This is a genomic window from Nodosilinea sp. LEGE 07088, assembly GCF_015207395.1.
In the GTDB taxonomy this organism is placed as follows: domain Bacteria; phylum Cyanobacteriota; class Cyanobacteriia; order Phormidesmidales; family Phormidesmidaceae; genus Nodosilinea.
Map to the genome: position 1 here is coordinate 43,020 of NZ_JADEWX010000011.1, position 26,077 is coordinate 69,096.

Genomic DNA, 26,077 nt, shown 5'->3' on the forward strand with positions numbered 1-26,077 from the left:
TGGTAGTCTCTGGCAGGCAAAGAGAGCTCGCCCTTCTTGCGGCTTGTCCCGCCAGCTTTAATAGCGTTTGCGCCACTGGTTTTCTCAGCAGGTATGGCCATACAGCAGCACCCAAAAATATAAGAACTTTTTTATCAACTGCTTACTCTAGATTTATCCACCTTACAGATATTAGAAGGTGTGAGCGAACATCATCTAAATCGGGAGGTATCCAATGAGTTCACCACTAATTCCTCAAAAAACGGCTTCTCAAACCCCAAAACCGCGACTCAGAATGAATTCCGCCTTTAAACAGCTATGGTCAATTCACTGGTGGATGGCAGGCTGCTACCTGCTGCTCTTTGTAGGAGGCTTTAGTATGGTGCGGATGCCGGAGGATACAATTTTGCAAGAAAACGCCTACACCCTGCACAAGTCGCTTGGCTCATTAACCATGGCACTGTTAACCTGGCGTATTTTTTGGTTACAGCGGGTTTGGTGGCGTAAGTACACTCACCGTCGACCTTTGGTCGACGGTGAGTGGATGCGTACGTTCCTTCTACACACGGCAATTTATGTGTTTATGCTGGCAGTACCCATCAGCGGTTTTTTCTTGTCCAATTCCTATCAAAGCGGCAACGTTCCCTTCTTCTGGGTGGCAACCGTACCTGATCTTTTCCCCCAGAATGCAGCGGTCGTGGATCTAGCACGGGATTTACATTTTTGGATCGGCTATACGTTTTTAGCCTTCATCGTGTTGCACGCAATCGATCAAAAAAAGTACATGCGATCGCTCTGGCGACGGTCAAATCAGGCTCTGAAGAAAGCATTGCTCAAGTAACCCTAATGTAGGAGTAAAATCAATCATGATACCCCTCATGCCCCATATCCAAATTGGACAATATTTGAGTTTCCTGCATCAGCACATGGTGCAAACAACTAAAGACTCAATCAGAACATCGAGCGGCTGTACTCAAAGTTCCGAGCTTGCCTTGATGCAGCTCAGAAATGCCGGATTACTAAATGCCTTAGAAATGTCGCTCTCACGTGAATTGGGGAGGAGGTGATGAGTGCCTTAACTGCTTTCAAGCCGCAACGGTGGTTCAGAAGTACCCGTTCTCGTATTTTAATCTGGTATTTTCTGCTCACTGCTTTTTCCAGTGTGGTCTCGATCCTGGTCACCCATCACATTCTGTATGAGCGAATTCGAGATCAATCACGGACGTATGTGTCTCGCCAGATCGGCGAGTTTCGCGAAATTGTCCAGCAGCAGCAAGCTGATACAGCCCTTCCCATAGACCAGCAGGCGACGGCTATGGTTGATGCCTTTTTGTCTCGGTATCAACCTGTAGATGCCGATGACTATGCGATCGCCCTACTGCACGGCCAAGTTTACCAGTACACAGACCTGTTTCCCACTGAACTGCTCATCCAAGATGCGGCGTTGATTCGAGAGTGGGGACAGTTAACCGTCGCCAAACAGGGCAACACCACCACATCAGCAGGCAAACTGTTTTATTTCGTCGAACCCATCATCGTAGACGGGCAACCTCAAGGTGTGTTAGTCATCGTTCACTGTGCAGACACGGCGTATCAAGTGATAGATGGAGCCGTGTTGCTCATTATTCCAGCCACATTGGGTGTGATGGGTATCGCGGCGGCAGTTGCCTGGGCCACCGCCGGACGAGCGCTGGCTCCCCTACGGGAATTGACTCAAACAGCCCATACCATTACCGAATCAGATATGACGCGCCGCATTGCCGTGGAAGGAACCGACGAAATTGCGGAACTAACGACGACCTTTAATGCAATGCTCGACCGCCTCCAGATAGCGTTTGAGAGTCAACAGGAGTTTGTTAAAGATGCTGGACATGAACTACGAACGCCGATAACGGTAATTCGTGGCCATTTAGAGACCTTGAAATACTCTCCTGACCGCCAGGAACAAAAGGTCTCCCTAGCAATTGATGAACTCGATCGGATGAGTCGATTAGTAAATGATTTATTACTGCTTGCCAAAGCCGAGCGCCAAGATTTTTTGGTGCTGCAATGGGAAGAACTAGACTGGCTGACCGAGGAACTGTATCTAAAAGTGCGATCGATCGCAAATCGGCAGTGGAAACTAGAGTCGAAGGGATTGAGCCCGATTTTGATCGATCGCCAGCGTATTACCCAAGTGGTCATGAATCTGGTTCAAAATGCCATTCGCCATACCCAAGAGAATGACACGATCGCGATTGGGTCTTCGGTTCGTGAAAACCGCGCTTATCTCTGGGTCAGTGACACCGGAGAGGGTATTGCGCCAGAAGATCAGGCACATATTTTTGAGCGGTTTTCTCGGGCCACAGTCCGCAAGAGTGAAAACGAACATCATGGATTGGGTCTGGCCATTGTACAGGCAATTTCTCAGGCCCATGGCGGTTGGGTAGAACTCTCCAGTAGCCTAGGGCAAGGTTCTACGTTTACCGTTGTAATACCTCTTGAAATCAATCTAGACAGAGAAAGTCATGAGTCAGATTTTGATTATCGAGGACAACCTCCGCATCATCGACTTTTTAGAATCTGGGCTGCAAGCGCACGGCTACACAACCATCGCCGTTAACACCGGCCAGGAGGCGTTACAGGTGAGCCAATCTGAGATGTTCGATCTAGCTATTCTGGATCTAGGCCTTCCGGACCAAGATGGCTTGATGATTCTCAAGGCACTACGTGGACAGGGTTATGCGCTACCTATTATTGTGCTGACTGCACGCGACGGCATCGAAAACACAGTTGCTGGACTGGATGTCGGTGCGGATGACTACATGACCAAGCCATTCAGCTTTGAGGAATTACTGGCTCGTATCCGGGTTCAACTCCGCAATCACTTGCCCCGCACCCAGCCAGACGCTTCGTTGCAGGTGTCAGACATCACAATGAATCTATTAACTCGTCAGGTTTGGGTGGGCGATCGCGCTATCGAATTGTCAGCACGAGAGTTTTTTCTGGTCGAGCTTTTTCTGCGCCACCCGATGCAGGTACTGACCCGCGAGCAAATCCTCGATCGCGTCTGGGGCTACGACTATGAACCTGGCACAAATATTGTCAATGTCTATATCGGATATCTGCGGAAAAAATTGGGCAACAGTCGAATTGAAACTGTTCGAGGAATAGGATATCGACTCCGTGCATAGCCAGTTGTTGTAGCACTATTTATTACAGAGATACAACTATAGCAAGCTGTAGCAATGTTTATTGCAGCCGCACAGCTTCTTGAGGGCAATTGAGAGTGGGCAGCACTTGATTTTCTATTCCTAAACTTGAACCCCAATCAATTTGATGAGGTGTAGCGATGAACAGTCTAATTCGTCAATTACGATCGCTTCGTTACCGCAAACGCCACACGCCACCCATCACGGTCGCTGCCCTGACTACATTACTGATAATTGGCTGTGGCACAGACAGTCCACCTGCGACCACCAATTTGCCACCATCGAGCCCGGCTGCAACCGTACCGACCACTGGCGCTGCTCAAACCCAAGGCATGATTCTCGTGCCCGCTGGGACTTATCCGATTGGTTCAGATGAAGCTGAGGATACCCAACCTGTTCATCAGGTTTCCTTAGATTCCTTTTGGATCGATCGCGATGAAGTCACCAATGCTCAATACGCTGAATTTCTCAATTCGCTGGCCATTGCACCCCTCCAGGATGCCCCAGCTGGACGAGTCCGCTCAGGTAATCTGCCCCAGGCGGCCGCCCCCGTACTCATCGAAGGAGCGGAAGGTAATCAGCAACAACCCTTGATTGCGCTGGATGATGAACACAGTCGCATTGCGATTCAGAACGAACAATTTGTTGCCCAATCAGGCTATGAACAGCATCCCGTCACCGAAACAACCTGGCGCGGAGCCCAGCAGTTTTGTGAATGGCGAGGCGCAAGACTGCCCACCGAAGTTGAGTGGGAGGCTGCCGCACGGGGTAAGCAGGGGCGTCTCTACCCCTGGGGTAATGACCTACCAACTCCGGAGCGGGCCGTCTATGGTCGGCGTTCGGGTGAAACGGCGATCGTAGGCACTCACGCAGCAGGCGCGACCCCCGACGGCATTCATGATTTGGCTGGAAATGTTGCTGAGTGGACAAGTACACTGTATCGGCCCTACCCTTACAATCCCGACGACGGGCGCGAACAGCTAGACAACAGCGGTGAACGGGTTACTCGCGGTGGCGATTACGTCTATGATTCTGCCCCCAACGAGCTAACGGCTTACTACCGAGTCGGATTTTCACGCACCCCCGATCGAGGACACCGCCATATTGGATTTCGCTGTGCTCAAAGCAACTCTTAAACGCTGACTAGCACCTCTGATACAGCAACCCAGCAGGCCACCTTCAGCCATCAGCTAAACAGATGAAAAAAGATCTGAGGCAGCGTCTCGATAACGCTATTCAGCAGTCTATCGCTCAGGCTCAGGTGCCAGGGGCTGCGATCGCCCTTCGCATCAATGGACAACCGATTCTCGCCACTGGCATTGGCTACCGAGATCTTCAACAAACCATTGCTCTGCCTGCTGAGGCTCACTGCGCTGTTTCGAGGCGACATCCCCTCCTGTCTCGGGTTGAGCAGATGACTCAACCCCTGAAGGTGTTTGGGCCTCATCTACATTAACCTTGGTATACGCGGTAGCTCGCCTACTGGCTGATACCAAATCCGAACCGCATATCCCCGGTTCCATAAAGGCCAACCTGTAGGGGGCGAATGGTATTCGCCCTCAGGAATCGGGGGTAACCAAACAGGATTTAGTATGAGTCGTGATCGATTGCTACAAATTGTCAGGCGCTGGGAATTCCTCCTAGTCAACGGGCAAACTAGGGCAGTGAACTCTAGTTCAGCCCCCGGAGACTGTTATGACTAATAAACGCGCCCCCCGCCGAATTTTCCCCAAGGTGAGCACCATGCCCCGCCAGGCCACCGAGGCGACTCACTACCTCGACATGTACAAGCTCACCATTGAGAAAAGGCGCCTTGAGCAGGAGCTAGAGTACATTGACGAGCGTCGTCAGCGGCTCTGCGATCGCCTCGCCGAAATCAACCAGGAAACTGAGGGGCTAGATGCCCAGGCCACTAACCTGCGTCAGCCAGCTCCAAAGCCCGGTACAGCCAAGCCCCAGGGTGTCAATTTTGCCCCCAACGCTAACGTATACCTGCCCGAGCGCAACAGCCGCCAGGCCCCTGAAGACTACAGCACCTTGATGCTGGACTATTAGAGTTAAACAGCCTGCGCCAATAGAGCGTATCTCCAGGCCCAGCCAGTCGATAGAATAGAGCTATGAAGCAACTCCTGCTATTGCTCATTCATGGCTACCGACGGCTGCTATCGCCGCTGTTTCCACCCACCTGTCGGTTTACGCCCACCTGTTCGCAGTATGCTCTGACGGCGATCGATCGGTTTGGCCCCATGAAGGGAAGTTGGCTAGCCATGCGGCGCGTCATGCGCTGTCATCCCTTTCATCCTGGCGGTTATGACCCGGTGCCCGAAGGGCCAGATAGTGAGCCAAAATCTCATGAATCTGACTAGAGCCCGGCTGGTTGTCAATCTACCAGGATTAGGTTGGCAAGATAGATCTGGGCTTCGGCCCCGCTGCTAAAGCTCAATATTTTGTGGCGGTTTTGTCGTTTTCTGCCATAGCCAGGGCAAAATGGATACCTGTAGCAATCGACCAACCCTATGACCTCTGAACCTGCTATTACTAGCCCGGTGGTGTCTCCCCTAGCAGCAATCGCTCTGAAGATAGCTGGCGCGATCGCCATATTGTCAGCGCTGCTAGACTTTCTTATCTTGCTGATTCCACCTAACCTGACCAATACTCAGTGGCAATTGGCTACCACTACTCAACTTGTTGATCGTGGCATTGTGCCTCTGGTGGGTATGTCTTTGCTGCTGGCTGGGTTTTGGATTGATAGCTTTGTGGGTCGTGTTAGCCAACGCAAAAGCTTGACCGCTGACGCCCGCTTTTGGGTATGTTCCTTAGCTAGTGTACTAGGGTTTGCTTACCTGCTTCTAAGCTTGCTGCACTTGAATGCTGTGCGACTGTCGAGTCAGCAAGCCTTAACCCAAGTGAGTACAGAAGCTGGCGAAGCGGCCACCCAGATGCAGCAGCAGCTATCTACCGAATTAAGCCAACAGCAAACTCAGCTGGGCGCGCTACTCCAAAACGAAGATTTACTGGCCCAGGCAATTCAAAGTGGCCAACTGCCTCCAGATATTGAGCAATATCGTGATAATCCTGATGGTCTAGCGGAATTTTTGCAGGATCGAGCTGATCAAGCTCAGCAGCAAATTGAAGCTGAAATTGGCACTCGCCGGGCCGAAGCTGAGCGCCGTGTAAAAACTGAGGCTTGGCGTTCAGGGATTCGTGTTTCTGTGATTAGCCTGCTGCTGGCTGCTGGCTATTCTATCGTTGGCTGGCTGGGCTTGCGGCGGCTGCTCTCACTGACTCAATCAGCTTAACCCAGGGCTTGCATCATGGCCTGCTGAGTTGTTGCCTGGTACACCTCACGCAGGTGGGCCATGACAATCGCGGCCTCTTCGGGCGGAAGGGGTATTTTGCCCAGCACATCTAAGACGGTAGTCTCACTGGGGGTGATGACTACCAACTCCGTGTCTAAAGGTGCTTCATAGGTCCAAAAACCCTGTAACTTAAGGTCTTCAACGGCAGCAATTGACTCAACAGCTGGGTTGGCCTGACTCTCAGTGATAGAGTTTTCTGACAACGTTGTGAGACTCTGCCGTCGCTGGCGTAGAGCCTCTAAAATGCTGGTTCGGCTGCGCCCCCTAAGCCGAAATAAGACAAAGGGATCTTCTCGAAAGAGGTCGCCGAGTTGGTAATATACCGCTGCGATATGCTTGCATGGGTTCTTAGGGTCGGGGCAGCTACATTTAGAGTGCACCTCAGACAGATTGAAAGGATAAAGACTCAGCCCGTTAGCGGTAAAAATAGCCTCGATCTCTGCGGGCATATCTCCCGCTAACAACTGAGCTGAATAAATTGCCTGCTCTGATAGTGAGTCAATGACATAGTCCCAGTCTTCGTCACTAAACGCATCGAGCCAAATAGATAGCTTATAGGGTTCTTCAGCTGTGCCTTGTACTAGGGCTGTTACCTTTGAGCCCTTGTATTCAAGGCTGAGAATATGCCCCTCTCGGGCATAGATGCGCCCTCGTTCTAAGCGCTTTTTGAATCTGTAAGTGTTGAGGAGTTCGACCCAGCGCTGTACCCACCAGGCTTCATCATCCAGGGCGTAGGTAAGGTTAGGGGCAGGCTGATAGGATGTCATCGCAAAATACAAAACCTGTGGCTCTTCCCTTTAAGTTTACAGGCCTGGGAACTAGTAACGGTTCCCAGGCCTGTAGTCAATAGAGATCATGAACGGGTCTTTTAGCGCCCAATACCCAGATATTGGAATCCAGCCCGGATCATGGCCTCGCGATCGAGGAAGTTGCGTCCATCGATCAGGATTGGGCTGTGCATACGCTGAGCCATAGCAGCGTAGTCAAGGGCTTTAAACTGCTGCCAATCGGTGACTAGCACTAAGGCATCGCAGCCATCGGCTAAATGAGCGGCATCTGTCTCGACGCTAACGCCACTCAGCCCGTGGCGGAGGCCGCTCTGAGAGACGATTGGATCGTAGGCCTTAACCTTGGCACCGAGGCGATTGAGTTGCTCAATCAAAATCAGCGAGGGAGCATCGCGCATATCATCGGTATCTGGCTTAAAGGTAAGCCCGAGTAGACCTACGGTTTTGCCCTTGAGAATCTTGAGTACCTGCTGAAGTTTCTCAAGGGTGATTTGGCGTTGACGGTTGTTCACTTCAACGGCAGCCTTGAGCAGCTGGGCCTCATAGCCATAGTCGTCGGCGGTGTGAATGAGGGCTGAAACATCTTTCGGGAAACAAGAGCCGCCCCAGCCAATGCCCGCCTGCAAGAATTTTTTGCCAATGCGAGAATCGAGGCCAATGCCTTGGGCAACTTGGGTAACGTCTGCCCCAACGCGATCGCAGATATTGGCGACTTCATTAATAAAGCTAATTTTGGTGGCCAAAAATGCGTTAGACGCGTACTTGACCATTTCTGCTGAACTGAGGTCGGTCACGACAACGGGTACCGGTGTAGCCGCTGAGTCTTCAGCAAAACGACGCTCTACGATCGGGGTGTAGAGTTCTTTCATCATTTCGATCGCACGGGGGCTGTTGCTGCCGAGCACAATGCGATCGGGGTTAAAGGTATCGTATACTGCCGATCCTTCGCGCAAAAATTCAGGATTGCTCACAACATCAAAGTCAGCGCTCACCTCAGGGTGAGTGGTGTTAGGAACACCACCCGCAGGTACCGCAACTTTCTGCCGTTCAGTCACGCCATCCAGGACAATCATGCGTACCCAGTCACCAGAGCCGATGGGTACGGTCGATTTATTCACAATGACCTTATACCCCCCGTTAAGGTGAGTACCAATGCCCTTAGCAACAGCCTCAACATAGCGAGTGTCGCTTTCGCCTGTTGGCAGAGCCGGTGTACCTACGGCAATAAAGAGGACATCACCATGTTCGACCCCTGCCTTAAGATCGGTGGAGAACTGTAGGTGACCTGCTGCCATCGATGACTGCATCAGGTCGGATAAACCGGGCTCAAAAATGGGCGACTGCCCAGACTGCATGAGTTTGACTTTTTCTTCGTTGACATCAATACACACTACATCGTGGCCAACGTGGGCGAGGCAAACACCAGTGACTAAGCCCACATAACCTGTACCGATTACACATACGCGCATAGAAAATACCCTTTACTTTTATGAAATGTTGATAACTGAGCTGTTGTCGATGAACAGTCTATCTTCTGGAGCTCTTGCTGGCTTAGGAAGCTGTGACAGAGTGCAACGCTGATTTTTCTAGAGCCTTATCGCCAGCTTGGGTGCGATCGCGAAAATCGTCAATAGTGAGCTTCAGACCTTCCTGCAAGGGTACGGTGGGGCTCCAATCTAGGAAAGTTTTAGCTTTGGTGATATCGGGCTGGCGACGTTGAGGATCGTCTTGGGGTAGGGGTTTATAGATCAGCTCAGCATCGGGATTAACCATCGACTGTACCGTTTGGGCAAGCTGCAGAATAGTGTATTCATCGGGATTACCCAAGTTAACCGGGCCAATGTAATCGCCATTCATGAGCCGCATTAACCCGTCTACTAGATCCGAGACGTAGCAGAAGCTGCGGGTTTGAGCCCCAGTGCCATAGAGAGTCAGGGGCATGCCCTGGAGAGCCTGAACCACAAAGTTGCTGACCACCCGGCCATCGTTTTCGAGCATGCGGGGGCCGTAGGTGTTAAAGATACGGGCAACGCGAATATCGACATTATTCTGGCGATGGTAGTCGAAGGCTAGGGTCTCGGCCACACGTTTACCTTCGTCGTAGCAGCTGCGAATGCCAATGGGGTTAACATTACCCCGGTATTCTTCAGGCTGGGGATGTACTTCAGGGTCACCATACACTTCAGAAGTGGATGCCAGCAAAAACCGCGCTTTAACTCGCTTGGCCAATCCCAGCATGTTGAGTGTGCCCATGACGTTGGTCTTGATGGTTTTGACTGGGTTGTACTGGTAGTGCACGGGCGATGCAGGACAGGCCAAATGATAAATCTGGTCGACCTCAAGCCGGATAGGCTCGGTTACATCATGGCGAATCAGTTCAAAATAAGGATGATTGAACCAGTGCAGTAAGTTGCGGCGATGGCCAGTATAAAAGTTATCTAAACAAATCACTTCATGCCCTGCGGTCATGAGGCGATCAATTAGGTGGGAACCAATAAACCCGGCTCCACCAGTTACGAGGATTCTCATAGGTCAATAACCAGCAATGGATGACTAAACTACAACCAAGCAGCTCTACACCAGCTTACTTGCATGCCCGGATTGTGTTGATATATCTAAACTACCCAAGTTGTAAGGTTGACTAAATGACTAACTCTTTATGAAGTTTTGCGCGCTAGACGGGTACCAACTTAACGCGGAAAATTTTCTAGGCAGCTGTAAGAATTCAGGAGCTAGGAGCGCGGTCCTCTGGTTCCTAGCTCCTGAATTCCCCACGCCACGCCTTGTCTCGACTTACGTTGACACCCTGTTAGACAGCGCTGATTGATGATTTAGCCCATGTGAGTAAAATGCCAGCTGATTTTAGCTCTGGGAACGATCGTTGTTGTATCTTTGCTTACGGCACACTCAAACCGGGTGAACGTGCCTTTGTTGAACTTTGCCAACCCTTTGCGATCGCAACTCAGCCTGCCCAAACCCATGGTCGGCTCTACCATTTACCCCTGGGTTACCCGGCCATGACTTTAGAAGTTGGCTGGGTACGGGGGGTGCTGCTAACATTTCCTGATTCAGACTGTCTCAAAGCGATTGATGCGTTTGAAGAATACTATCCCGATCGCCCTGACAGCAGCGAATACCAGCGGCACCGTCAATTGATTTATGACCATCATTGGCGATCGCTGGGGCTGGCCTGGGTCTACACCATGAACCGCGATCGCGTTATCGCCCTGGGGGGGCAATGGCTGTCTGAGGGCTGCTGGACTGAAGCCTAGGCCCTTTGAATTTACCTTGTAATACAAAAAGGCTCTGCCAAACTCGGCAGAGCCTTTAATCGCTAGAAAAGTCTAGCTAAACGCAGGGTTGATTTGGTCAACCTAGAAGCGGAATGTGGCCCGCAGAGCACCCCAGAAACCAGTATCATCGGCACCCGCAACGTTGGTGTTGAGATCGCCGTAGATGACAGCGGGGGTGATGGTCAGGAACTCATTGAAGGGAATCTCGTAGTAGCCTTCAATCAGCAGAGGATTTTCGCCACCGATGGTGAAGTTAGGCAGCTGACCACCATAGATACCCAACTGAGTGCCTTCAAGGAAGAGGTCATTGAAGCCAACCCCAGCCGTCCAGCTGAAGTCATTGCCGCCAGTGAAGGTGCTGTAGGCACCATGGCCAGCGACAAAGAAGTTGCCGAAGTCAAGGTTGAGTAGACCAGCAAAGGTGTCAGTGCCACCCAACTGGTCGTTGTGGAGGTAAGTCGCGCCAACATCCAGGAAGCCATCGCTGAGGTAGCTCAGCTGAGCAATGTAGCTCTGGCTGGTGGCTGCAAAAACACCCACCGTCGGGCTAGAAGCACCAGCATAACCAGCGGTATAGCCAGCGTCGAGCACGAGGTTATCGGTAAAGGCAATGCTGAGGCCAACACCGGCACCATTGGAGCTGCTGCCACCAGCATCATAGAACTGAGGACCACCAGCATCAGCCACGGAGGGGCCATCGAAGGGAACGATGGTGCTGGTAACGTAGTCGTCACCCTGCAGACCGTTGGCAGAGGCCGTCACGGTGATGCGGCTACCAACGGGGAACTGGTAGTAGAAGTCGTCAACAACAACGGACGCAAAGCTACCGCCAGAGGCGTTAGCCAGACCACCTAGAACGCCGCTGCTAACAGCATTACCCTGAGCACCCTGAAGGCGAATGCGCAAACGGTCGTTGCCGGTGAAGCTGGAGTCGAAGTTTAGACGAGCTCGGCTAGCTACGCTGGTGCTGGTGTCAGTCGCAACCGTATCGATGGGAGTGACCAGGTGCATGTCCACTTGACCACGCAGTTTGGTGGTGGTGGAGAACTGCTGGGCACGCAGGGTGGCGGTTTCAGCTTCGAGAGCATCGACGCGGCCCCGTAGGGTAGCCAGTTCAGCCTGGAACTCTTCTTGCAGGCGACGAATAGTAGCCAGGTCATCGGGGTCGATGCCAGACTGGGCGATCAGGGTCGCAATCACGTCGAGACAGGAGTTGAGACCAGCGGCGAACTCAAAGCGGGTCATGCTGCGCTGACCGCGGAAGGTGCGGTCGGGGTAACCCTGAATACAACCGTAGTTCTCAACCAGGCTCTGAAGAGCTTGGAAAGCCCAGTCGGAAGGTAGAACGTCGGTCAGTTCAGAAACGCTGGTGATTTGAGCCAGCTGAACAGAGTCCTGATCGAAGTTGCTGACTTCAACGGTGGATGCAGCTTCAGCCGCGATCGCAGAGCCAGAAACAGCTACAGCAGCACCCAGAGCAGCGGGTACGGCCAATAAAGATTGCCAAAATAACTTAGCCATTCGGTATTTTCTCCTCACACCTTATACAAGGCTTATCGTGTACGTATCAGCAGGTTTGGCCGAAGCCAACTCTAATCGAAAGAGGATCGCACTAACCCACTAATGGGCCAGACTAACCGAAACCTCAATGTACATTCAAAACTGATATTAGCAGATATGCTCTGTGTCGGCTAGATAAGTTTGGTCACGTGACCAAGAACCCACCTACCCATCACATGACGAGCATTACCTAAGTAGGGTTCCCAGAGGCGTTCAGTAAATCTTCAAGCAGGGAAACTTAAAGTTGCTGAATAATGAAGTGCAATGGCCTTGAATCGGGAACCAGTTCGCATGATATCGAATGGGAGGTGTTTTCGAGCTAACTTAGCTCTAAAGCACCTCTAAACGTTACAAAACGCTTTGTCTATTGCAACCAGTAGCCCGATGACGACGGTGTATAAGGCAAGCTACTAGGGCTGGCCGTTAGTCTGAGCCGTGGAGGATGGCAAACTAGGTCTAGTCTAAGCTGGAGATCGTCGTCGCCATGGCAAAGTCTTTGTCTGTCAGTCCTCCCGCATCGTGGGTAGAGAGGCTAATTACCACACGGTTATAGGAAATTTGGATATCGGGGTGGTGTCCGGCGGCTTCGGCGGGTTCAACCAGCTGGTTGACAAAGGCAATGGCGGTGACAAAGTCTTTGAAATTGCGGGTGCAGGTGATCGTCTTATCGCTCAGGCTCCAGTCAGGCAAGTGGCTGAGCTTGGTTTGGATATCGCGATCGCTAAGTAGGGCTGTCATAAATGTTTAGGGGCAACTGCCCTTACATATTATAAAAATCAGGCACATTGCCCATTTAAAAGCTATCCGCCCCTGCCAGGGGAAGACAAGCTTCCGGGGCAGGGGCGGTCTAGTTGGATCTTAGGTTGAACCTGACTGCCGGGAGGAACCCTGGTTCAGCCAGCTTCGAGAGCTTAGCTAATTGCCGTAGCAATCAACACTGAAGCTAGAGCACAGCCCCGGCACACAGCCGGCTGGTCTCAACCTGAAGACCCACACGTTTACTACTCTCTTGCATGGGCATCACCTCCTGAATCCTAAACGGTAAAAACTATGGGGCTAGCTGCCGTAACAGCGGCATTAACCGTAAATTAGCACAATTTTCCTGGCCGCGGCAGAAATTGCGTCGATGGCAAGGGTCTGGGTTAATAAGAGCAATTCGTTGGGACCCGATCTCTATGCCGCTGAATCGCCCTATTTCTATCCCTGAACCTGCCCTCAAGGATTGGCTACATGCCTGGCTCGATGAAGATGTAGGGCGGGGTGATTGGACGACTGTTGGCCTGGGTGAACTGGTGGAACGGCCCGGTGAGGCGATCTGGGTGGCCCGAGAGGCGGGGGTTGTGGCTGGGCTTCCCATGGCCCAGCGTCTATTTCAGCAGCTAGATACCGCCGTAACGTTTCAGCACCGGGTGGATGAGGGCGATACCTGTGAGAGGGATATGACGATCGCTACTTTAAGCGGCAATCTGGCGACTCTACTGACCGGCGAACGGGTTGCCCTGAATTTGGTCATGCGCCTGAGCGGCATTGCTACGGCTACCCGCCAGTATGTGGATAGCCTGGCTCCTACCGCCACTCGGTTTGTGGATACTCGCAAGACGACCCCTGGGCTACGCCAGCTCGAAAAGTACGCCGGTCGTGTGGGGGGAGCGATCAACCACCGCCTGGGGCTCGACGATGCGGTGATGATTAAAGACAACCACATCGCGGCGGCTGGGGGCATTCGGGCGGCGGTGGCCCAGATTCGCCCGGCGATTCCTTACCCGATGACGATTGAAGTGGAAACCAGCTCTTTAGATCAGGTTGAGGAAGCGCTGACCTGCCCGGTGGACATTATTATGCTCGACAATATGGCCCCAGCCATGATGCAGACAGCGGTGGGGCGGATTCGCGCGGCTCGGCCGGAGATTAAAATAGAGGCCTCTGGTAACGTCACTCTGGAGACTTTGGCCGCGATCGCGGCAACAGGGGTGGACTTTATCTCTAGCAGTGCCCCGGTTACCCGCTCCCCGTGGCTAGATATTAGTATGCGTATGGTGTCGCTGTAATAGGGTAGACCCCGAGGAAACCAATGATTGTAACGACAGGCCCGAATGTGGATGGTCGCCAGGTAGTTGAGTACTGCGGTCTGGTGAATGGTGAAGCAATTTTGGGTGCGAATATCTTTAAGGACTTTTTTGCGGGTATTCGGGATGTGGTCGGCGGGCGATCGGGGGCCTATGAACAATCCCTGCGCCAGGCCCGCAATACCGCCATTAAAGAAATGATGCAGGCGGCTAAAGAGCTAGGGGCCGATGCCATTATTGCGGTCGATATTGATTACGAATCTCTGGAAATCAACAATGGTGGCAACATGCTGATGGTGGCGGCTAGCGGCACGGCGGTGCGCCTAGGCTAGGTCGGTATCTAGGGCATGGTTTTTAAGATCGGCCAGGGAGACATGCTCTAGCGCTAGGGCATGGGTAGCATTGAGCGCCACGGGAGGAGCAACTCCAGCTTCAAGGGCTTCTTGCCAACGGGGGGCGCACAGACACCAGCGATCGCCTGGCTTGAGGCCTGGAAACTGAAAGGCCGGTACTGGCGTAGAGAGGTCGTTGCCCTGGGTTTTGGTGTAGGCCAGAAACTCGGGGGTCATCTGAGCACACACAATATGTACGCCATAATCGCCAGCGCCCGTGTTGCAGCAGCCGTCACGGTAATAGCCAGTGACAGGGGCCGTTGAGCAGGGGACTAGCTCAGTTCCCAATACATTGGTCGCGTTGGCCATAAAAACCGTTCCTTATTGGTGTGGAGAATAAAAAGCTTATGAGTACAGGCAATGCGCTTTTAATTTACCCCAAGCCCTCCGTTTTTGCTTGGCCTTAAAGTTATAGAAGGCATCGGTGCCCGAGAGGGAGATTGAGGGTCATGTTTGTAGACTAAAGAGCCTGAGCTGAGGGGTGAGACTGGCTAGTATGGGGCTATGTCAAGAAAGCAACGATGGCTGCTGTCGGGGGCGTTGCGCGGAGCATAAAGTGGGCGGTGTAAACTGCAAGAGTGACAAAAAAGCCCGGTTTCATGGACACAGAGACTAAAGCTTTGAAAGCCCAGCGCTGGGGAGAAGCCGCGATCGCGGTACCGATCAGCATCGCACCGATGATGGATCGCACCGATCGCCACTACCGCTACTTCATGCGGCAGATTACCCAGTGCACGCTGTTGTATACCGAAATGGTGACGGCCCAGGCGATTGTGCACGGCGATCGCGATCGCCTGCTGAGTTTTACGCCAGCGGAACGACCGCTGGTGCTACAGGTCGGGGGCGACGACCCCACCATGCTAGTGGCTAGCGCCAGGGCTGCCGCTGACTTTGGCTACGATGCCATCAACCTCAACGTGGGCTGCCCCAGCGACCGGGTGCGCAGCGGTAACTTTGGCGCCTGCCTGATGGCCCAGCCCCACCGAGTAGCCGACTGTGTTGCCACGATGATGGCGGCCAGCCCCCTACCTGTGAGCGTTAAGCACCGCATCGGTATTGATGACTTAGATCGCTACGAAGACATGGTGCACTTTGTCGACACCGTGGCCCAAGTCGGCTGTCGCCACTTTACCGTCCATGCCCGTAAGGCCTGGCTACAGGGGTTAAGCCCCAAAGATAACCGCACCGTGCCACCCCTGCGCTACCGCGATGTGCACCGTCTGAAGGGTGCTTTCCCCCACCTGTGGATCGAGATCAACGGCGGGTTTACTGATTTAGAACAGGTCACGGAGCAGTTGACCCAGGTCGATGGGGTGATGATTGGGCGAGCGGCCTATGATCATCCTCATCTATTCTCAGCCGTCGATCAACGGTTCTGGCCATCAAACCGCTGGTCGGCCAACCGCCCCGCGCCTACCCGGCAGCAGGTGGTTGAGGCGATGCTGCCCTATATCGATGCCTGGGTAACCCAGGGGCTCAAGCTCAACAAAATTACCCGTCATATGTTGATGTTGTTTGCGGGGCAGCCGGGCAGTCGCCTGTGGAAGCAAATTTTAACGACAGAATCGAGTCGGCCTGGGGCTGGGGTAGAGGTGGTGCAGCGAGCCCTAGGGGCGGTATTGCGCCAGGGCGAGATTCAGGCTCAGTTAGGGCGTCTGACCGACCCCCTGGGTGCTCGGCCCTAGGGAGGTGGGGATCCAGGTAAAGGGATAGACATATTCGTCAGCACCGGTCAGGGGGGCGAGTTGGGTGCCATCGGGCTGCACTCGATAAAGGATTTGGGTGCCGAGGAGATCGTCGGTAGGGGTCGCGGTGAACGCAATCCAACTGGCGTCTGGGGCCCACTGACTGTCGAGGATGTTTTGTAGGGGCTGGTCGGTCAGGGGGGTAAACTCCTGGTTCATCAGATCGAGCCGAAATAGCGTTTGCTGCTCAGCTTGTACCCCAGCGGCTATGGCAATTTGCTGACTATTGGGAGCCCAGCTGAGGGCATCGTAGAAGCCGGGGCGGGTAAGCGCCTGGGTTTCACCGGTATTGACGTTGACCAGGGCAACTGATTCTTGGTTACTCAGCGGTGGGTTGTGGGGGCGATAGTAAGCGATATAGCGTCCGTCGGGCGACCACAGCACGCGGCTGCGGTAGATTTGAAAATCGGGCTCGGGGGTGAGCACGCGGCGATCGCTCCCGTCAACGGCGATCACATTGAGGCGCTGAAATGGGTAACTGCCTTCGTAAAAGGCTAACCGGGTGCCGTCGGGCGACCAGGCTAGCGGGCTACCGGCCGCGCCATAGGTGCCGGGCTCTTGGGTAATGCGGCGGGGCGAACTGCCATCTAGCTGGGCAATAAAGATATGTTGGTTGGCCACATAGGCGACTTGAGTGCCGTCGGGAGCCAAAAATACCTCTGAGTCGGGGGGGTCGGGCAGTAGGTTGAGCGGGGTTAACGTGCCCGTGGGAGAGCTGAGAAACAGGTTGAATTGGCCTATAAACCCAGCGGTAGGGGGCGGGCAGTGCTGCTTAATCACTAAAGTCTCGCTGCCCATCTGCCAGATCAGGTCAATATTGGGAGGGCGATCGCAGTCGCTGGTGAAAACAAGCTCTGGCTCTGTTGACCCTGGCTCGAAGCGGTAGACTTCGCTGTAGTTTTGCACTACCGCTAGGTGTTGCCCGTCGGCAGACCAGGCCACCGTGTTCAGGGTGCGATCGCTATTGGTGGGCATGAGTGGCTGGCGATCGCTCGTGCTGGGCTCAATGCGAAACAGACCATCGGGGGTGGTAAAAGACAATTCGGCCGCTTGGCCTACCGCTGCCATGAACATAACTAGCCCAGTGGTGAGCCCTGCTACAGCAGAATGAATCACAGTTTCACATCCTTTAGTTATCCATTGCTAATCATAACCAGGGCTTGGACTGAAGGTGCGCTCGTCTGGGGAGTGAGTCATGGCCCGAGTCTCCCCTTCGTCCGTTGATTTCTGCGATGCTAGAGATACAACCCCTGGAGGTAGCTGCGCCGCCACGTCAGGGCTAGGGCAAAATGCCGAGAACCGGCTCCAGTGCTGTATCTATTCGTTAGCCCATGACCTTCATCAGTCTGTTTCTGGTATTTCTGATTTTTTTCTCACTTCAGCCCGCTATTCAGCGTCGTATGGTCGAATCGCGTCGACTGGCGGCCATTCGCAATCTCGAACAGCAGCGAGGTAGTCGGGTGATTCTGCTGATTCACCGCCAGGAGTCGATTAGCCTGCTGGGCATTCCCATTTCCCGATTTATTAATATCGAGGACTCAGAGCAAATTTTGCGGGCCATTCGCCTGACCCCGTCGAACGTGCCCATTGATCTGGTGTTGCACACCCCCGGTGGCTTGGTGCTGGCTACCGAGCAAATTGCTCGGGCGCTCGTTCGCCATGACGCCAAGGTGACAGTATTTGTGCCCCACTATGCTATGAGCGGTGGCACGATGCTGGCGATGGCCGCCGATGAAATTGTGATGGATGAAAATGCGGTGCTGGGGCCAGTGGATCCGCAGTTGGGGAATGTGGCAGCGGCGAGCATTCTCAAGGTATTGGAGGCTAAACCCCTAGAAAAAATTGATGATCAGACCCTGGTGACGGCGGATGTAGCGCGCAAAGCGATCAACCAGGTGCAGCGGTTTGTGCGTACGCTGCTGGAAGACTCAGTGCCGCAGCAGAAAGTATCCCCCACCGCGATCGACAAAATCATTGACCGGCTCACCACGGGGCAGGTGACCCATGATTATCCAATTTCGGTGGAAGAAGCGACAGATATGGGCCTACCCGTAACGGTGGGCCTGCCGTTGGAAATCTATAGCCTGATGGATCTCTACCCTCAACCGATGACGGGGCGGCCTACGGTGCAGTATATTCCCATGCCTTACCAAGGGGCACCGATGCTGCCGAGTGGTAAGAAATAGCGCAACGGTGGCTGGTGAGGGCGACCAGCTCAGCTCCAGGGATGCGGCTCTGGGGTGGTGTCAGCGCTCGATGGGAGCGGAGAGATTACCGGTTGAGGTTGAGATAATTGACCACAGCCTGGGCAATCTGCTCGTTACCATTCGTGGGCAGAGCTTTGGATGTACGGGGTGGTTGCAGGGGTTGAGTGAGGAAATGCCACTGCCCTTGATAGAACTCTCTGGGAGTGAGCACTTGATGCCAGCTGTGGTCTTGGATGCCATTGACTAAGATCGGGCCTTCGGCAAAATCGTTACGGGTTAGGGTGATAATTGGCACATTGAGGCGACAGGCTTCGGAGAAGGTGCTGAACCCTGGCTTGGAGACAACTCGACTGCAGAGAGGCATCACATCGACCGGTCGAACGCCCTGTTTGGGCAATTTGATCAGGTTAGGTAGCTCCGGGGCGGCTTGGTCAAAGGTAAGAAAGTGCCAATCGGGAAACAGCGCCAGATCGGGGTAGGGAATCGCCTGAAGATTGAGACCGCCAAAGGTCAGTAAAACGGTACGCTCTCGGGGATATTTGAGGCCAAAGCGCTGGTACAGTTCGGTCGAGCTGTAGCGAGGATTGCCGCCCGTGAGGCCGACCTCTTCAACCACCGGGAAGGCGGCCATGGGTTCATGAAAGGGTAGGTGAAAGAGGCGATCGCACTGTCTGAAGCAGGCTGCAACCCAGTCGGCACTCTCTGCAAATGCCTCGCCAAAGCTGCGATAGATAAAATCCCAGCCAAAGTTACTGACCATCCAGCAGGGCACATCGGCGGCATGGGCGATCGCCGTTGCCAGAGGAGGAATGTCGGCTATCACCAGAGTGATACCTCGCTGCTTGAGGTAAGCTGATTCAGCGGCTACGATCGCTTGCTGGCGGGCTTGAATAGCCTGGAGTTGAGCCAGGGTAGCGGATAAGTCCATGGTCAGGCTATCGGCCTGGACTACCCCAAGATCGACGGCTACTGAACGATATTCGTAGACTGTCGGTAAATACTGGTTCAATAACCACTGAGGCGCTGTGGTCGCCAGCACCAAGTCTACGTCTGGCGCTAAAGCCTTAACACTGGCCGCCAGAGAGGCCGCGCGGGTGGCGTGGCCAAAGCCGTGATTAGTAATGGAAACATAGAGCGTTGGCCGGGGCATGATCGTCTGCTCGTCAACAATGAACCACGACCAACTGCCCTTAAGCGAGGCCAGTATTTAGCGTGCTAGCTATTCTTCGTAGGGTTTAACGTCGTACTGCACAAAGGGGTGTTGCTGCCCCGGCGGCGGCAGAGGATGCCTTTCGTAGTAGAGATAGGGGTTAGGTGGTAGGCGCATAGGGTACATGACCGGCGGTGGTTGGTAAGTACGGCGCTGTAGGTGCATGAGCCACACGGCAAGAATGGCAAACGCTGTGCCACCCGCTAGCATCAGGATCAAAAATAATCCTAAAATGCCCCAGAGCAGCATAGTTTGGTTTTCGTTATTGCGTGGAATCGACTCAATCAGGCGTACCTGCTGAGAGGTCATTGATTCCACTGCCTCCTGATAGGTGTCGAGTTGCTCAAGCACTTTATCGGTTTCAGCCTGCTGCCGTTCGAGCTGGGTTTTTAGATCGTCTGCTAAGTCCTGCTGGGCTTTGAGTTCGTCTTGTAAACTGCCGACCAGGTCTTGCTGCCGAGTTAAATCGCGCTCTAGGCGATCTTGGGCGACTTCTTGGCTAACGCCGGGTGGCGGCGGTACTGGAACCGTTTGAATGTTGAGGCTCTCAGCGCTGGGCGGTGGTGGTAGAGAAGGTTCTTGCCCTGTACCCGATCGCACAATAAGCGACAAAACAACCAGTGCCCCGCCAGCGACGCAACAGGTGATTAAGATAGGTTTTTCCCTCGTCAATCCCTGCAAAATCTGATTTCCTTGGTGTGGTGGTGCCCTTGGGTGCGGTTGTAGTGGGTTAGATCTTCAGGTGCAATCGGTGGCGAACTCAGGAAAGGGTGTCAAACTTCGAGTCAGGAGAGCTAAGTCTTCAAGCTCGATGCGAGGTTGAACAAACAGGCTGAGAGCTATTCTATGGGGCAAGAGCCGTCATCAAGACCTAGCTAATTGGATATTTAGCCAGAGCTCTGTTGAGATAGCGCTCCCATTATTTAGGCTTATCGTCAAATTATTATACATTTGCCAAGAAGTGGCACAACCAATCTGCCGAGTACCCCCCCGATTGAGGCACGGCAGCCTTGGATCGGTGGACCGGCTGACGGTTGCGATCGCCTGCTGCCCCGAAGCCAGAAAAAACCGGGCATTTGTTGGGTGAGTGCTAGCCCAAGCGTAGCGCCCCAACAAGTACCCGGTGAAATGTAGTTGCCTGAGTGGCTCAAGCGTCAGTTGAATGAGCACTCGACCGTGATTTTGAGATTGCTCTCTGCGGTGCCTTTGGTGACGTAAGGAACTCCTGCCTCCCCGCCGACCTTGAGGCCAAACTCCAGGGTGACTTTTTCGACGTTGGCGGTGGCCATGTCTTTGAAGGCATTCATGGTGTAGCTGGTGTAGGTGCGGATGGTGCCTTCAATGGCCTTGAAACTCTGGGCGGCGTGAATCTGAGCGGCCTGGTTGGCTGTTCCCCAGTTCACTCCTTTGGCGGTGCGAGTCGTTTCGCCGTAGATATCTGCGCCGTTTGAGGCCGAGTCGGGAGCTACCACGTCGTCGGTGGCCTCCATGTAAATCTCGGTGCCATCCTCTAGGCGGATTGGTACCAGCTGGGTCATAGTGCACACTCCGATGGTTAAGATGCGTATCCAAACGCTAGGATTCCCCAGCCAATGTAGCGCCCACCATGCCGCCGCTGAAGTCTGTGCCGACAGGTTTTCCGTACCCCAACCGATCCCCTAAAGCGCCAGATTTTGTCTATAAGAAAAAGAGGAGTTTCGGCAGGGCGGCGATGGCTGATTTAACGACGGATGCTGACGCCAGCAACGGTGAGTTTCTATACCTCGCCGAAGATGCCCAGCAGATCCTAAGCATTGCGATCGCTCGCCAAACTGAGTCAGGCGAGCTTTCCCGGGCTCAACTGTTAGAAATTGCCGATGAACTGGGAATTTCCGCCGATACCATCGCCGAAGCGGAGCGCGAGTGGGACACAAAGAAGTATGAACTCGCTGACCAAAAGCTTTTTGACAGCCAGCGCAAGCAGCGATTTCAGCATGATTTAGCTCAGTTTTTGATTGTTGGCAGCGGCGTGCTGGTATTTCAGCTAGTTACGGGTGGCTGGCTGTGGAATTGGCTGCTATACCTGGTCTTTGGCCCCTGGGGCTTGCAGTTAAGCTGGAATGCCTGGCGCATTTATCGCTCTAACGAATACATGTATCAGCAGGAGTTTCAGCGCTGGCGACGCCAACAGCAGATGAAGCGAGCTGTGGGTGGCGCGGTGCGGCGGCTGTTTGGACCATCTAGGGTCTCCTAGGGGCGAACGCCGTTCGCCCTGCTGCATGTCTAGCTTCCTTGAGGGTGCAGCGCTGGCGTGAACCCACCCTAGGCGTGGGCGTGGCGGCGTGATTCCTCCGCAGAGGCACTGCGCGATTCGCCAGTGGCGACGCTGCGCGATTCGCCAGTGGCGACGCTGCGCGATCGCACCCACCCAAACCATTCCTCTAGCCCCTCTCCTGTCTTGGCCGACACCGGAATGATGGTGACGTGGGGGTTCATCTGGCGTACGTTGGCGGCAATCTGCTCAAGGCTCACGTCCAGATACGGGGCTAGATCCACCTTGGTAATCAGCAGGCAGTCGGCCTCCTGAAACATGATCGGGTATTTCAGGGGCTTGTCTTCCCCTTCGGTGACGCTCAGCAGAGCCACTTTGAGGTGCTCGCCCACCTCAAACTCGGCGGGACAGACCAGATTGCCGACGTTTTCCACCAGTACCAGATCAAGCGCATTCGGGTCGTAGCTGTGCTCCAGGGTGTGGATTCCACCTGCCACCATCTTGGCGTCGAGGTGGCACGATCGCCCCGTGTTAATCGCGATCACGGGCACCCCGTACTGGCGCAGGCGATCGGCATCCAGCTCGGTAGTCATGTCGCCTTCGATCACCGCGATCGCCAGCTCCTGATGCAAACTCTCCAGCGTCCGCTCCAGCAGCGCGGTCTTGCCCGCCCCAGGGCTGCTCATCACGTTCATGCAGGTGATGCCCCAGGCGTCGAAGTGGGCTCGGTTGTGGTCGGCCCCGGTCTGGTTGACGTGGAGCAGGTCGATTCCTAAAGCAGCGTCGAAGGTTTGGTGCATGATCGGGATTTTGGATTGGGGATTTGCGATTTTGGATTGTCTAGATCCCCTCTTGGGAGGGGTAGGGGTGGGTCTAGGGGATTTTGGATTGGAGATTTTGGATTTTGATATATTTGGCTATCTGTCTCTGAGGGCGTTCGTAGGGGCATTGCACTGCAATGCCCCTACGGTGGGAATCTCCCTGTGGAACGCTATGTATGAGGAACCTCAACCTCGGCATACTCCACCCGATCGATCTTCAGCTCTCGCCCTGATCGAATATCGTCCATCGGTGCCTTACAGGTGGGGCAGGCGTATTGCAGGCCAATTTCGGGTTGATATTCGGCCTGGCAGGGGTGACAAAAGGCGATCAGTGATGTTTCGCGAATCACCAGCTCGGCCTCGTCTAAAAAGGTGCCCTTAGTCTGCACCTCAAAAGCAAACTGCAAGCTCACCGGCTCTACGCAGGTAAACTTTCCCACCGTCAGATGAACCTTCTCGATCGCAGGCTGCCCCGGCTGTGCCTCCCACCAGTCGCGCACGGTGAGAATCAGGGCCTTGGTCATGTCGGTTTCGTGCATGGGATTGTCCTACTGCCAGGGCTCATCTACAGCCATATTCGCCTCCTCGTGAATATAGCTGGGCTTTTCACGGCGGGGCAGTTGGCCCGAGACGACCAGGTGGGCCATGGTGTCGCAGATCACGCGGGTAGCCATTAGCGCGGTCATGTCGCTAACGTCGTAGGGGGGGGAGACTTCTACGACTTCAATGCCGCAGACGGTGGTCTCCTGCACAATGCGCTTGAGCAGGTAGAGGGCCTCGCGGGGCAGCAGACCGCCGGGTTCGGGCCAGCCGGTGCCGGGCACAAAGCCCGCGTCGATGCAGTCGATATCGAAGCTAATCCACACGCAGTCGGTGCCGTCGGTGGCCTTGGCGATCGCAAAGTCGGCGGCAGCATCCAGGCCCATTTCGGTGATATCGGTGACGGTGAGAATGTTGGTAGCCCGCTCGCGGCACACCTTCACCCCCTGGCGGGGCACCTGCCAGCCGCCGATGCCCATCTGCACCAGGTTTTTAGCCGGGGCGTTGGCCATATTGGTGGCGTGGAACCAGGGGCAGGTGTGCATGCGCTCATCCAGGTCGGTTTCCTGGGTATCGACATGGCGATCGAAGTGGATGATGCCGACTTTTTTGTCGCCCAGGTGGCGGCAGATGCCCCGCACCGTGGGGAAGCCGATCGAGTGGTCGCCCCCCAGCAAAATCGGCAGGGCACCGGAGGCAAACACGTGGGCCACGCCCTTGGAAATCTGGTCAAACGATTTTTCGTTGTTGGCCGGGATCGTAAACACATCGCCCACGTCGCAGAGGGTGATATTTTCGCGCAGGTCAACCCCCAGCTCAAAGTTGTAGGGGGTGTAGAGGGCGGAAATGCGGCGAATGCCCTGGGGGCCAAAGCGGGTGCCGGGGCGATAGGTGGTACCCGAGTCGTGGGGAATGCCAACGATCGCCACGTCGTACTCGCCCACCTTGCGCACGTCTTCGATGTAGGGCGCTTTGAGAAAGGTGTTAATGCCCGCGTAGTGGGGCAGCTCGCCCCGCGAGAAGGTGGGAATGGTGCGATCGCGAATACTTTCTGCCGCCTCCAGGCCGTACTCTAGCCCCTGGGAGACCTCCTGCTGCCACCCCGTCATCGGTAGGCGCGCTTCCATCTCCAAGGCGCGCTGGGCCTCTGAGGAAGCCCCGTTTGGGCTTTGAAATACGGGATCATTGGATGGGTCGGTGGTCATGGAGGGCCTCACAGGGTTGCACTGAGCCAAGTAAATCGCAAATCTAGAGAAATTGGCCAAAAAGCCCAGGAGATCAAGAAGCTGAGTCTCCACACTTCTCTATATCTCCCGGGCTTTTATCCCGCCGTGTAATTAGCGATCGCCCCTTGGGGTCGGTCTTTGACCATCGCACCGCTAACCCGCCTCTCTCGGACCAGCCGCTTGGCCTAACCAGCCAAACCGGAACCCTAGAGGCATAAGTTTTTCATGCAGCTACTCTAAGCCGAGGGCCAATTCTGGTCAAGCATCCGCCTGACCAACATCCACGCCCTGAGCGAGGTCGAGGGGAAGCGTGGATATTTCTCCCCGGGGACGAAACAGATGGGTGTGGTCGGGGTTATAGAGGCGCGACCTCACCTTTTGCCCCCGCAACGCCGGGCTAATCACATACAGCGTGGTGCGAATCAGGTCTTTTTCGCGAGTGGTTTTGGCCATCTCTGAGAGCGGGACGACCATCAGCTGCTCATCGGGCCAGCCAATCCGAAAGCAAATCGCCACTGGGGTATCGGGCTCATAATGCTGCAACAGCTGCGCCTGGGAGGCCTCCACATGGCGAGCGCTCAGATACAGGCACAGGCTAGTTTTATGGGCCGCTAACGAGGCGAGGTCCTCTGCCTCGGGCACCTGGGTACGACCGCTGATGCGGGTGAGAATAATCGACTGCACCAGCCCTGGAATGGTCAGCTCGGCGTTTAGTTTAGCCGCCGCCGCCTGGTAAGCGCTAATGCCTGGTACCACCTCAAAGGGCACCTCCGCCTCCGCTAGCACCTGAATTTGCTCGTGAATAGCGCTGTAGAGGCTGGGGTCGCCCGATTGCAGGCGAATTACCGATTTTCCGGCCTTTACTCGCTCAATCATCAAAGGCAAAATGCTTTCCAGCGTCATGGTGGCGGTACCAATGCGCTCGGCCTCGGGGCGAGTCCAAGCCAAAATCTGCTGCGGCACCAAAGAGTTGGCGTAGAGAATCACATCCGCCTGGCTCAATAGCCGCTGGGCTTTGACCGTCAGCAGCTCTGGGTCGCCCGGCCCGGCCCCGACGATGTAAACCCCCGACGCTAGGGGTGCGACCTGCGAAGCAGCACCCAAAGGAAAATTTTGAATTCTAGAGGAGGTCACGGGGCTAGCCATAGAGCAAATGTCAACAATTCACACAGCCTCTGCATCATAGCCAGTTTGTTTCAAGTATCCGTGAACCCTCGGTATTTCGCCGGAATTAAGCGGCTGCCCTAGGAGATAGAAGCGGTAGATGCACCCTGATTCGACCCCTGAGGATAGCTAACTCGGGGGTCTTTTCTTATGGCTGAAGGCTAGATAATGGGTTGATGGGGAGCGAATTTTGGATTTTAGATTTTAGATTTTGGGCGGTTATAGTCGCTAGTGCATTGCCCTAGCACTGCGAAAATTAAGTACCACTCCCCCGCTCCCCCACTC

General features: G+C 54.4%; 28 protein-coding genes and 1 riboswitch. Of the genes, 14 read left to right on the plus strand and 14 right to left on the minus strand.

Features of this window, described 5'->3' with window-relative positions:
• Window positions 1-214 precede the first annotated feature (214 nt).
• The 8 genes from IQ254_RS04880 (at window position 215) to IQ254_RS04915 (ending at window position 6,469) form a co-directional block, all read left to right on the plus strand.
• Window positions 215-820: a cytochrome b gene (locus IQ254_RS04880; RefSeq protein WP_193965037.1), complete on the plus strand. Its 606-nt coding sequence runs from the start codon at window positions 215-217 to the stop codon at window positions 818-820.
• A gap of 225 nt (window positions 821-1,045) precedes the next feature.
• The gene (locus IQ254_RS04885; protein ID WP_228040182.1) at window positions 1,046-2,581 is read left to right on the plus strand and encodes a HAMP domain-containing sensor histidine kinase; all 1,536 of its coding nucleotides are present in this window, start codon (window positions 1,046-1,048) and stop codon (window positions 2,579-2,581) included.
• Window positions 2,487-3,152, plus strand: a complete 666-nt coding sequence (locus IQ254_RS04890; protein ID WP_193965041.1) for a response regulator transcription factor — start codon at window positions 2,487-2,489, stop codon at window positions 3,150-3,152. The genes IQ254_RS04885 and IQ254_RS04890 overlap by 95 nt, the downstream gene beginning before the upstream one ends.
• A 158-nt stretch (window positions 3,153-3,310) precedes the next feature.
• Window positions 3,311-4,306: an SUMF1/EgtB/PvdO family nonheme iron enzyme gene (locus tag IQ254_RS04895; RefSeq protein WP_228040179.1), complete on the plus strand. Its 996-nt coding sequence runs from the start codon at window positions 3,311-3,313 to the stop codon at window positions 4,304-4,306.
• Between the two features lie 62 nt (window positions 4,307-4,368).
• Window positions 4,369-4,626, plus strand: coding sequence for a serine hydrolase (locus tag IQ254_RS04900; protein WP_193965043.1), 258 nt, complete (start codon window positions 4,369-4,371; stop codon window positions 4,624-4,626).
• A gap of 239 nt (window positions 4,627-4,865) precedes the next feature.
• Window positions 4,866-5,225, plus strand: coding sequence for a gas vesicle protein (locus IQ254_RS04905; protein WP_193965045.1), 360 nt, complete (start codon window positions 4,866-4,868; stop codon window positions 5,223-5,225).
• 62 nt (window positions 5,226-5,287) lie between these two features.
• Complete coding sequence (gene yidD / locus IQ254_RS04910) at window positions 5,288-5,536, plus strand: membrane protein insertion efficiency factor YidD (protein WP_193965047.1); 249 nt, start codon at window positions 5,288-5,290, stop codon at window positions 5,534-5,536.
• Between the two features lie 150 nt (window positions 5,537-5,686).
• Complete coding sequence (locus IQ254_RS04915) at window positions 5,687-6,469, plus strand: HpsJ family protein (RefSeq protein WP_193965049.1); 783 nt, start codon at window positions 5,687-5,689, stop codon at window positions 6,467-6,469.
• On the opposite strand, the gene IQ254_RS04920 is transcribed toward IQ254_RS04915, so the two are convergent.
• From IQ254_RS04920 to IQ254_RS04930, 3 genes are all read right to left on the minus strand, one after another.
• Window positions 6,466-7,296, minus strand: coding sequence for an SWIM zinc finger family protein (locus IQ254_RS04920; protein WP_193965051.1), 831 nt, complete (start codon window positions 7,294-7,296; stop codon window positions 6,466-6,468). The two genes, IQ254_RS04915 and IQ254_RS04920, sit on opposite strands and share 4 nt — an antisense overlap.
• Before the next feature lie 101 nt (window positions 7,297-7,397).
• Window positions 7,398-8,786, minus strand: coding sequence for a UDP-glucose/GDP-mannose dehydrogenase family protein (locus tag IQ254_RS04925; RefSeq protein ID WP_193965053.1), 1,389 nt, complete (start codon window positions 8,784-8,786; stop codon window positions 7,398-7,400).
• Between the two features lie 82 nt (window positions 8,787-8,868).
• Window positions 8,869-9,846 carry a UDP-glucuronic acid decarboxylase family protein gene (locus IQ254_RS04930; protein ID WP_193965054.1) on the minus strand — a complete coding sequence of 326 codons (978 nt, stop codon included), beginning with the start codon at window positions 9,844-9,846 and terminating at the stop codon, window positions 8,869-8,871.
• Window positions 9,847-10,166: 320 nt separating this feature from the next.
• Here IQ254_RS04930 and IQ254_RS04935 point away from each other — a divergent pair, with 320 nt between their 5' ends.
• Window positions 10,167-10,589, plus strand: a complete 423-nt coding sequence (locus IQ254_RS04935) for a gamma-glutamylcyclotransferase (protein WP_193965055.1) — start codon at window positions 10,167-10,169, stop codon at window positions 10,587-10,589.
• A 102-nt stretch (window positions 10,590-10,691) separates the two neighbouring features.
• Here the strand turns inward: IQ254_RS04935 and IQ254_RS04940 are convergent, their stop codons facing one another.
• Both IQ254_RS04940 and IQ254_RS04945 read right to left on the minus strand, forming a co-directional pair.
• On the minus strand, window positions 10,692-12,131 hold the full coding sequence (locus IQ254_RS04940; protein WP_193965056.1) for an iron uptake porin: 1,440 nt from the start codon (window positions 12,129-12,131) through the stop codon (window positions 10,692-10,694).
• A 495-nt stretch (window positions 12,132-12,626) separates the two neighbouring features.
• Window positions 12,627-12,908: a 4a-hydroxytetrahydrobiopterin dehydratase gene (locus tag IQ254_RS04945; RefSeq protein WP_193965057.1), complete on the minus strand. Its 282-nt coding sequence runs from the start codon at window positions 12,906-12,908 to the stop codon at window positions 12,627-12,629.
• A 437-nt stretch (window positions 12,909-13,345) separates the two neighbouring features.
• On the opposite strand from IQ254_RS04945, the gene nadC reads away from it, so the two are divergent.
• The gene (gene nadC, locus IQ254_RS04950) at window positions 13,346-14,218 is read left to right on the plus strand and encodes a carboxylating nicotinate-nucleotide diphosphorylase (protein ID WP_193965058.1); all 873 of its coding nucleotides are present in this window, start codon (window positions 13,346-13,348) and stop codon (window positions 14,216-14,218) included.
• Window positions 14,219-14,241: 23 nt separating this feature from the next.
• Window positions 14,242-14,568, plus strand: a complete 327-nt coding sequence (locus IQ254_RS04955; protein WP_193965059.1) for a heavy metal-binding domain-containing protein — start codon at window positions 14,242-14,244, stop codon at window positions 14,566-14,568.
• Here IQ254_RS04955 and IQ254_RS04960 read toward each other — a convergent pair.
• Window positions 14,560-14,937: a DUF2237 family protein gene (locus IQ254_RS04960; RefSeq protein WP_193965060.1), complete on the minus strand. Its 378-nt coding sequence runs from the start codon at window positions 14,935-14,937 to the stop codon at window positions 14,560-14,562. The genes IQ254_RS04955 and IQ254_RS04960 overlap by 9 nt on opposite strands.
• 290 nt (window positions 14,938-15,227) lie before the next feature.
• Between IQ254_RS04960 and dusA the strand changes: the two genes are divergently transcribed.
• The gene (dusA, locus tag IQ254_RS04965) at window positions 15,228-16,313 is read left to right on the plus strand and encodes a tRNA dihydrouridine(20/20a) synthase DusA (protein ID WP_193965061.1); all 1,086 of its coding nucleotides are present in this window, start codon (window positions 15,228-15,230) and stop codon (window positions 16,311-16,313) included.
• On the opposite strand, the gene IQ254_RS04970 is transcribed toward dusA, so the two are convergent.
• Entirely contained in the window at window positions 16,275-17,489 is a 1,215-nt protein-coding gene (locus IQ254_RS04970) for a DPP IV N-terminal domain-containing protein (RefSeq protein ID WP_193965062.1), read from the minus strand. The genes dusA and IQ254_RS04970 overlap by 39 nt on opposite strands.
• A 215-nt stretch (window positions 17,490-17,704) precedes the next feature.
• Here IQ254_RS04970 and IQ254_RS04975 point away from each other — a divergent pair, with 215 nt between their 5' ends.
• Window positions 17,705-18,559, plus strand: coding sequence for a hypothetical protein (locus tag IQ254_RS04975; RefSeq protein ID WP_193965063.1), 855 nt, complete (start codon window positions 17,705-17,707; stop codon window positions 18,557-18,559).
• A gap of 85 nt (window positions 18,560-18,644) precedes the next feature.
• Here IQ254_RS04975 and IQ254_RS04980 read toward each other — a convergent pair whose 3' ends face one another.
• The 3 genes from IQ254_RS04980 to IQ254_RS04990 form a co-directional block, all read right to left on the minus strand.
• Entirely contained in the window at window positions 18,645-19,730 is a 1,086-nt protein-coding gene (locus IQ254_RS04980) for a glycosyl transferase (RefSeq protein WP_193965064.1), read from the minus strand.
• A 69-nt stretch (window positions 19,731-19,799) separates the two neighbouring features.
• Window positions 19,800-20,402: a hypothetical protein gene (locus tag IQ254_RS04985; protein ID WP_193965065.1), complete on the minus strand. Its 603-nt coding sequence runs from the start codon at window positions 20,400-20,402 to the stop codon at window positions 19,800-19,802.
• Between the two features lie 542 nt (window positions 20,403-20,944).
• Window positions 20,945-21,328, minus strand: coding sequence for a CU044_2847 family protein (locus IQ254_RS04990; RefSeq protein WP_193965066.1), 384 nt, complete (start codon window positions 21,326-21,328; stop codon window positions 20,945-20,947).
• A 173-nt stretch (window positions 21,329-21,501) separates the two neighbouring features.
• On the opposite strand from IQ254_RS04990, the gene IQ254_RS04995 reads away from it, so the two are divergent.
• Window positions 21,502-22,023 carry a 2TM domain-containing protein gene (locus IQ254_RS04995; protein WP_193965067.1) on the plus strand — a complete coding sequence of 174 codons (522 nt, stop codon included), beginning with the start codon at window positions 21,502-21,504 and terminating at the stop codon, window positions 22,021-22,023.
• Window positions 22,024-22,091: 68 nt separating this feature from the next.
• Here the strand turns inward: IQ254_RS04995 and hypB are convergent, their stop codons facing one another.
• The 4 genes from hypB to cobM form a co-directional block, all read right to left on the minus strand.
• The gene (hypB, locus tag IQ254_RS05000) at window positions 22,092-22,841 is read right to left on the minus strand and encodes a hydrogenase nickel incorporation protein HypB (RefSeq protein WP_193965068.1); all 750 of its coding nucleotides are present in this window, start codon (window positions 22,839-22,841) and stop codon (window positions 22,092-22,094) included.
• A gap of 191 nt (window positions 22,842-23,032) precedes the next feature.
• Window positions 23,033-23,401, minus strand: a complete 369-nt coding sequence (gene hypA, locus IQ254_RS05005; RefSeq protein ID WP_193965069.1) for a hydrogenase maturation nickel metallochaperone HypA — start codon at window positions 23,399-23,401, stop codon at window positions 23,033-23,035.
• Window positions 23,402-23,410: 9 nt separating this feature from the next.
• Window positions 23,411-24,607, minus strand: a complete 1,197-nt coding sequence (locus IQ254_RS05010) for an agmatinase family protein (protein ID WP_193965070.1) — start codon at window positions 24,605-24,607, stop codon at window positions 23,411-23,413.
• Window positions 24,608-24,710: 103 nt separating this feature from the next.
• A riboswitch (guanidine-I (ykkC/yxkD leader) is annotated at window positions 24,711-24,849 on the minus strand.
• A gap of 37 nt (window positions 24,850-24,886) precedes the next feature.
• Window positions 24,887-25,774, minus strand: coding sequence for a precorrin-4 C(11)-methyltransferase (gene cobM / locus IQ254_RS05015; protein WP_228040180.1), 888 nt, complete (start codon window positions 25,772-25,774; stop codon window positions 24,887-24,889).
• Window positions 25,775-26,077: the final 303 nt, after the last annotated feature.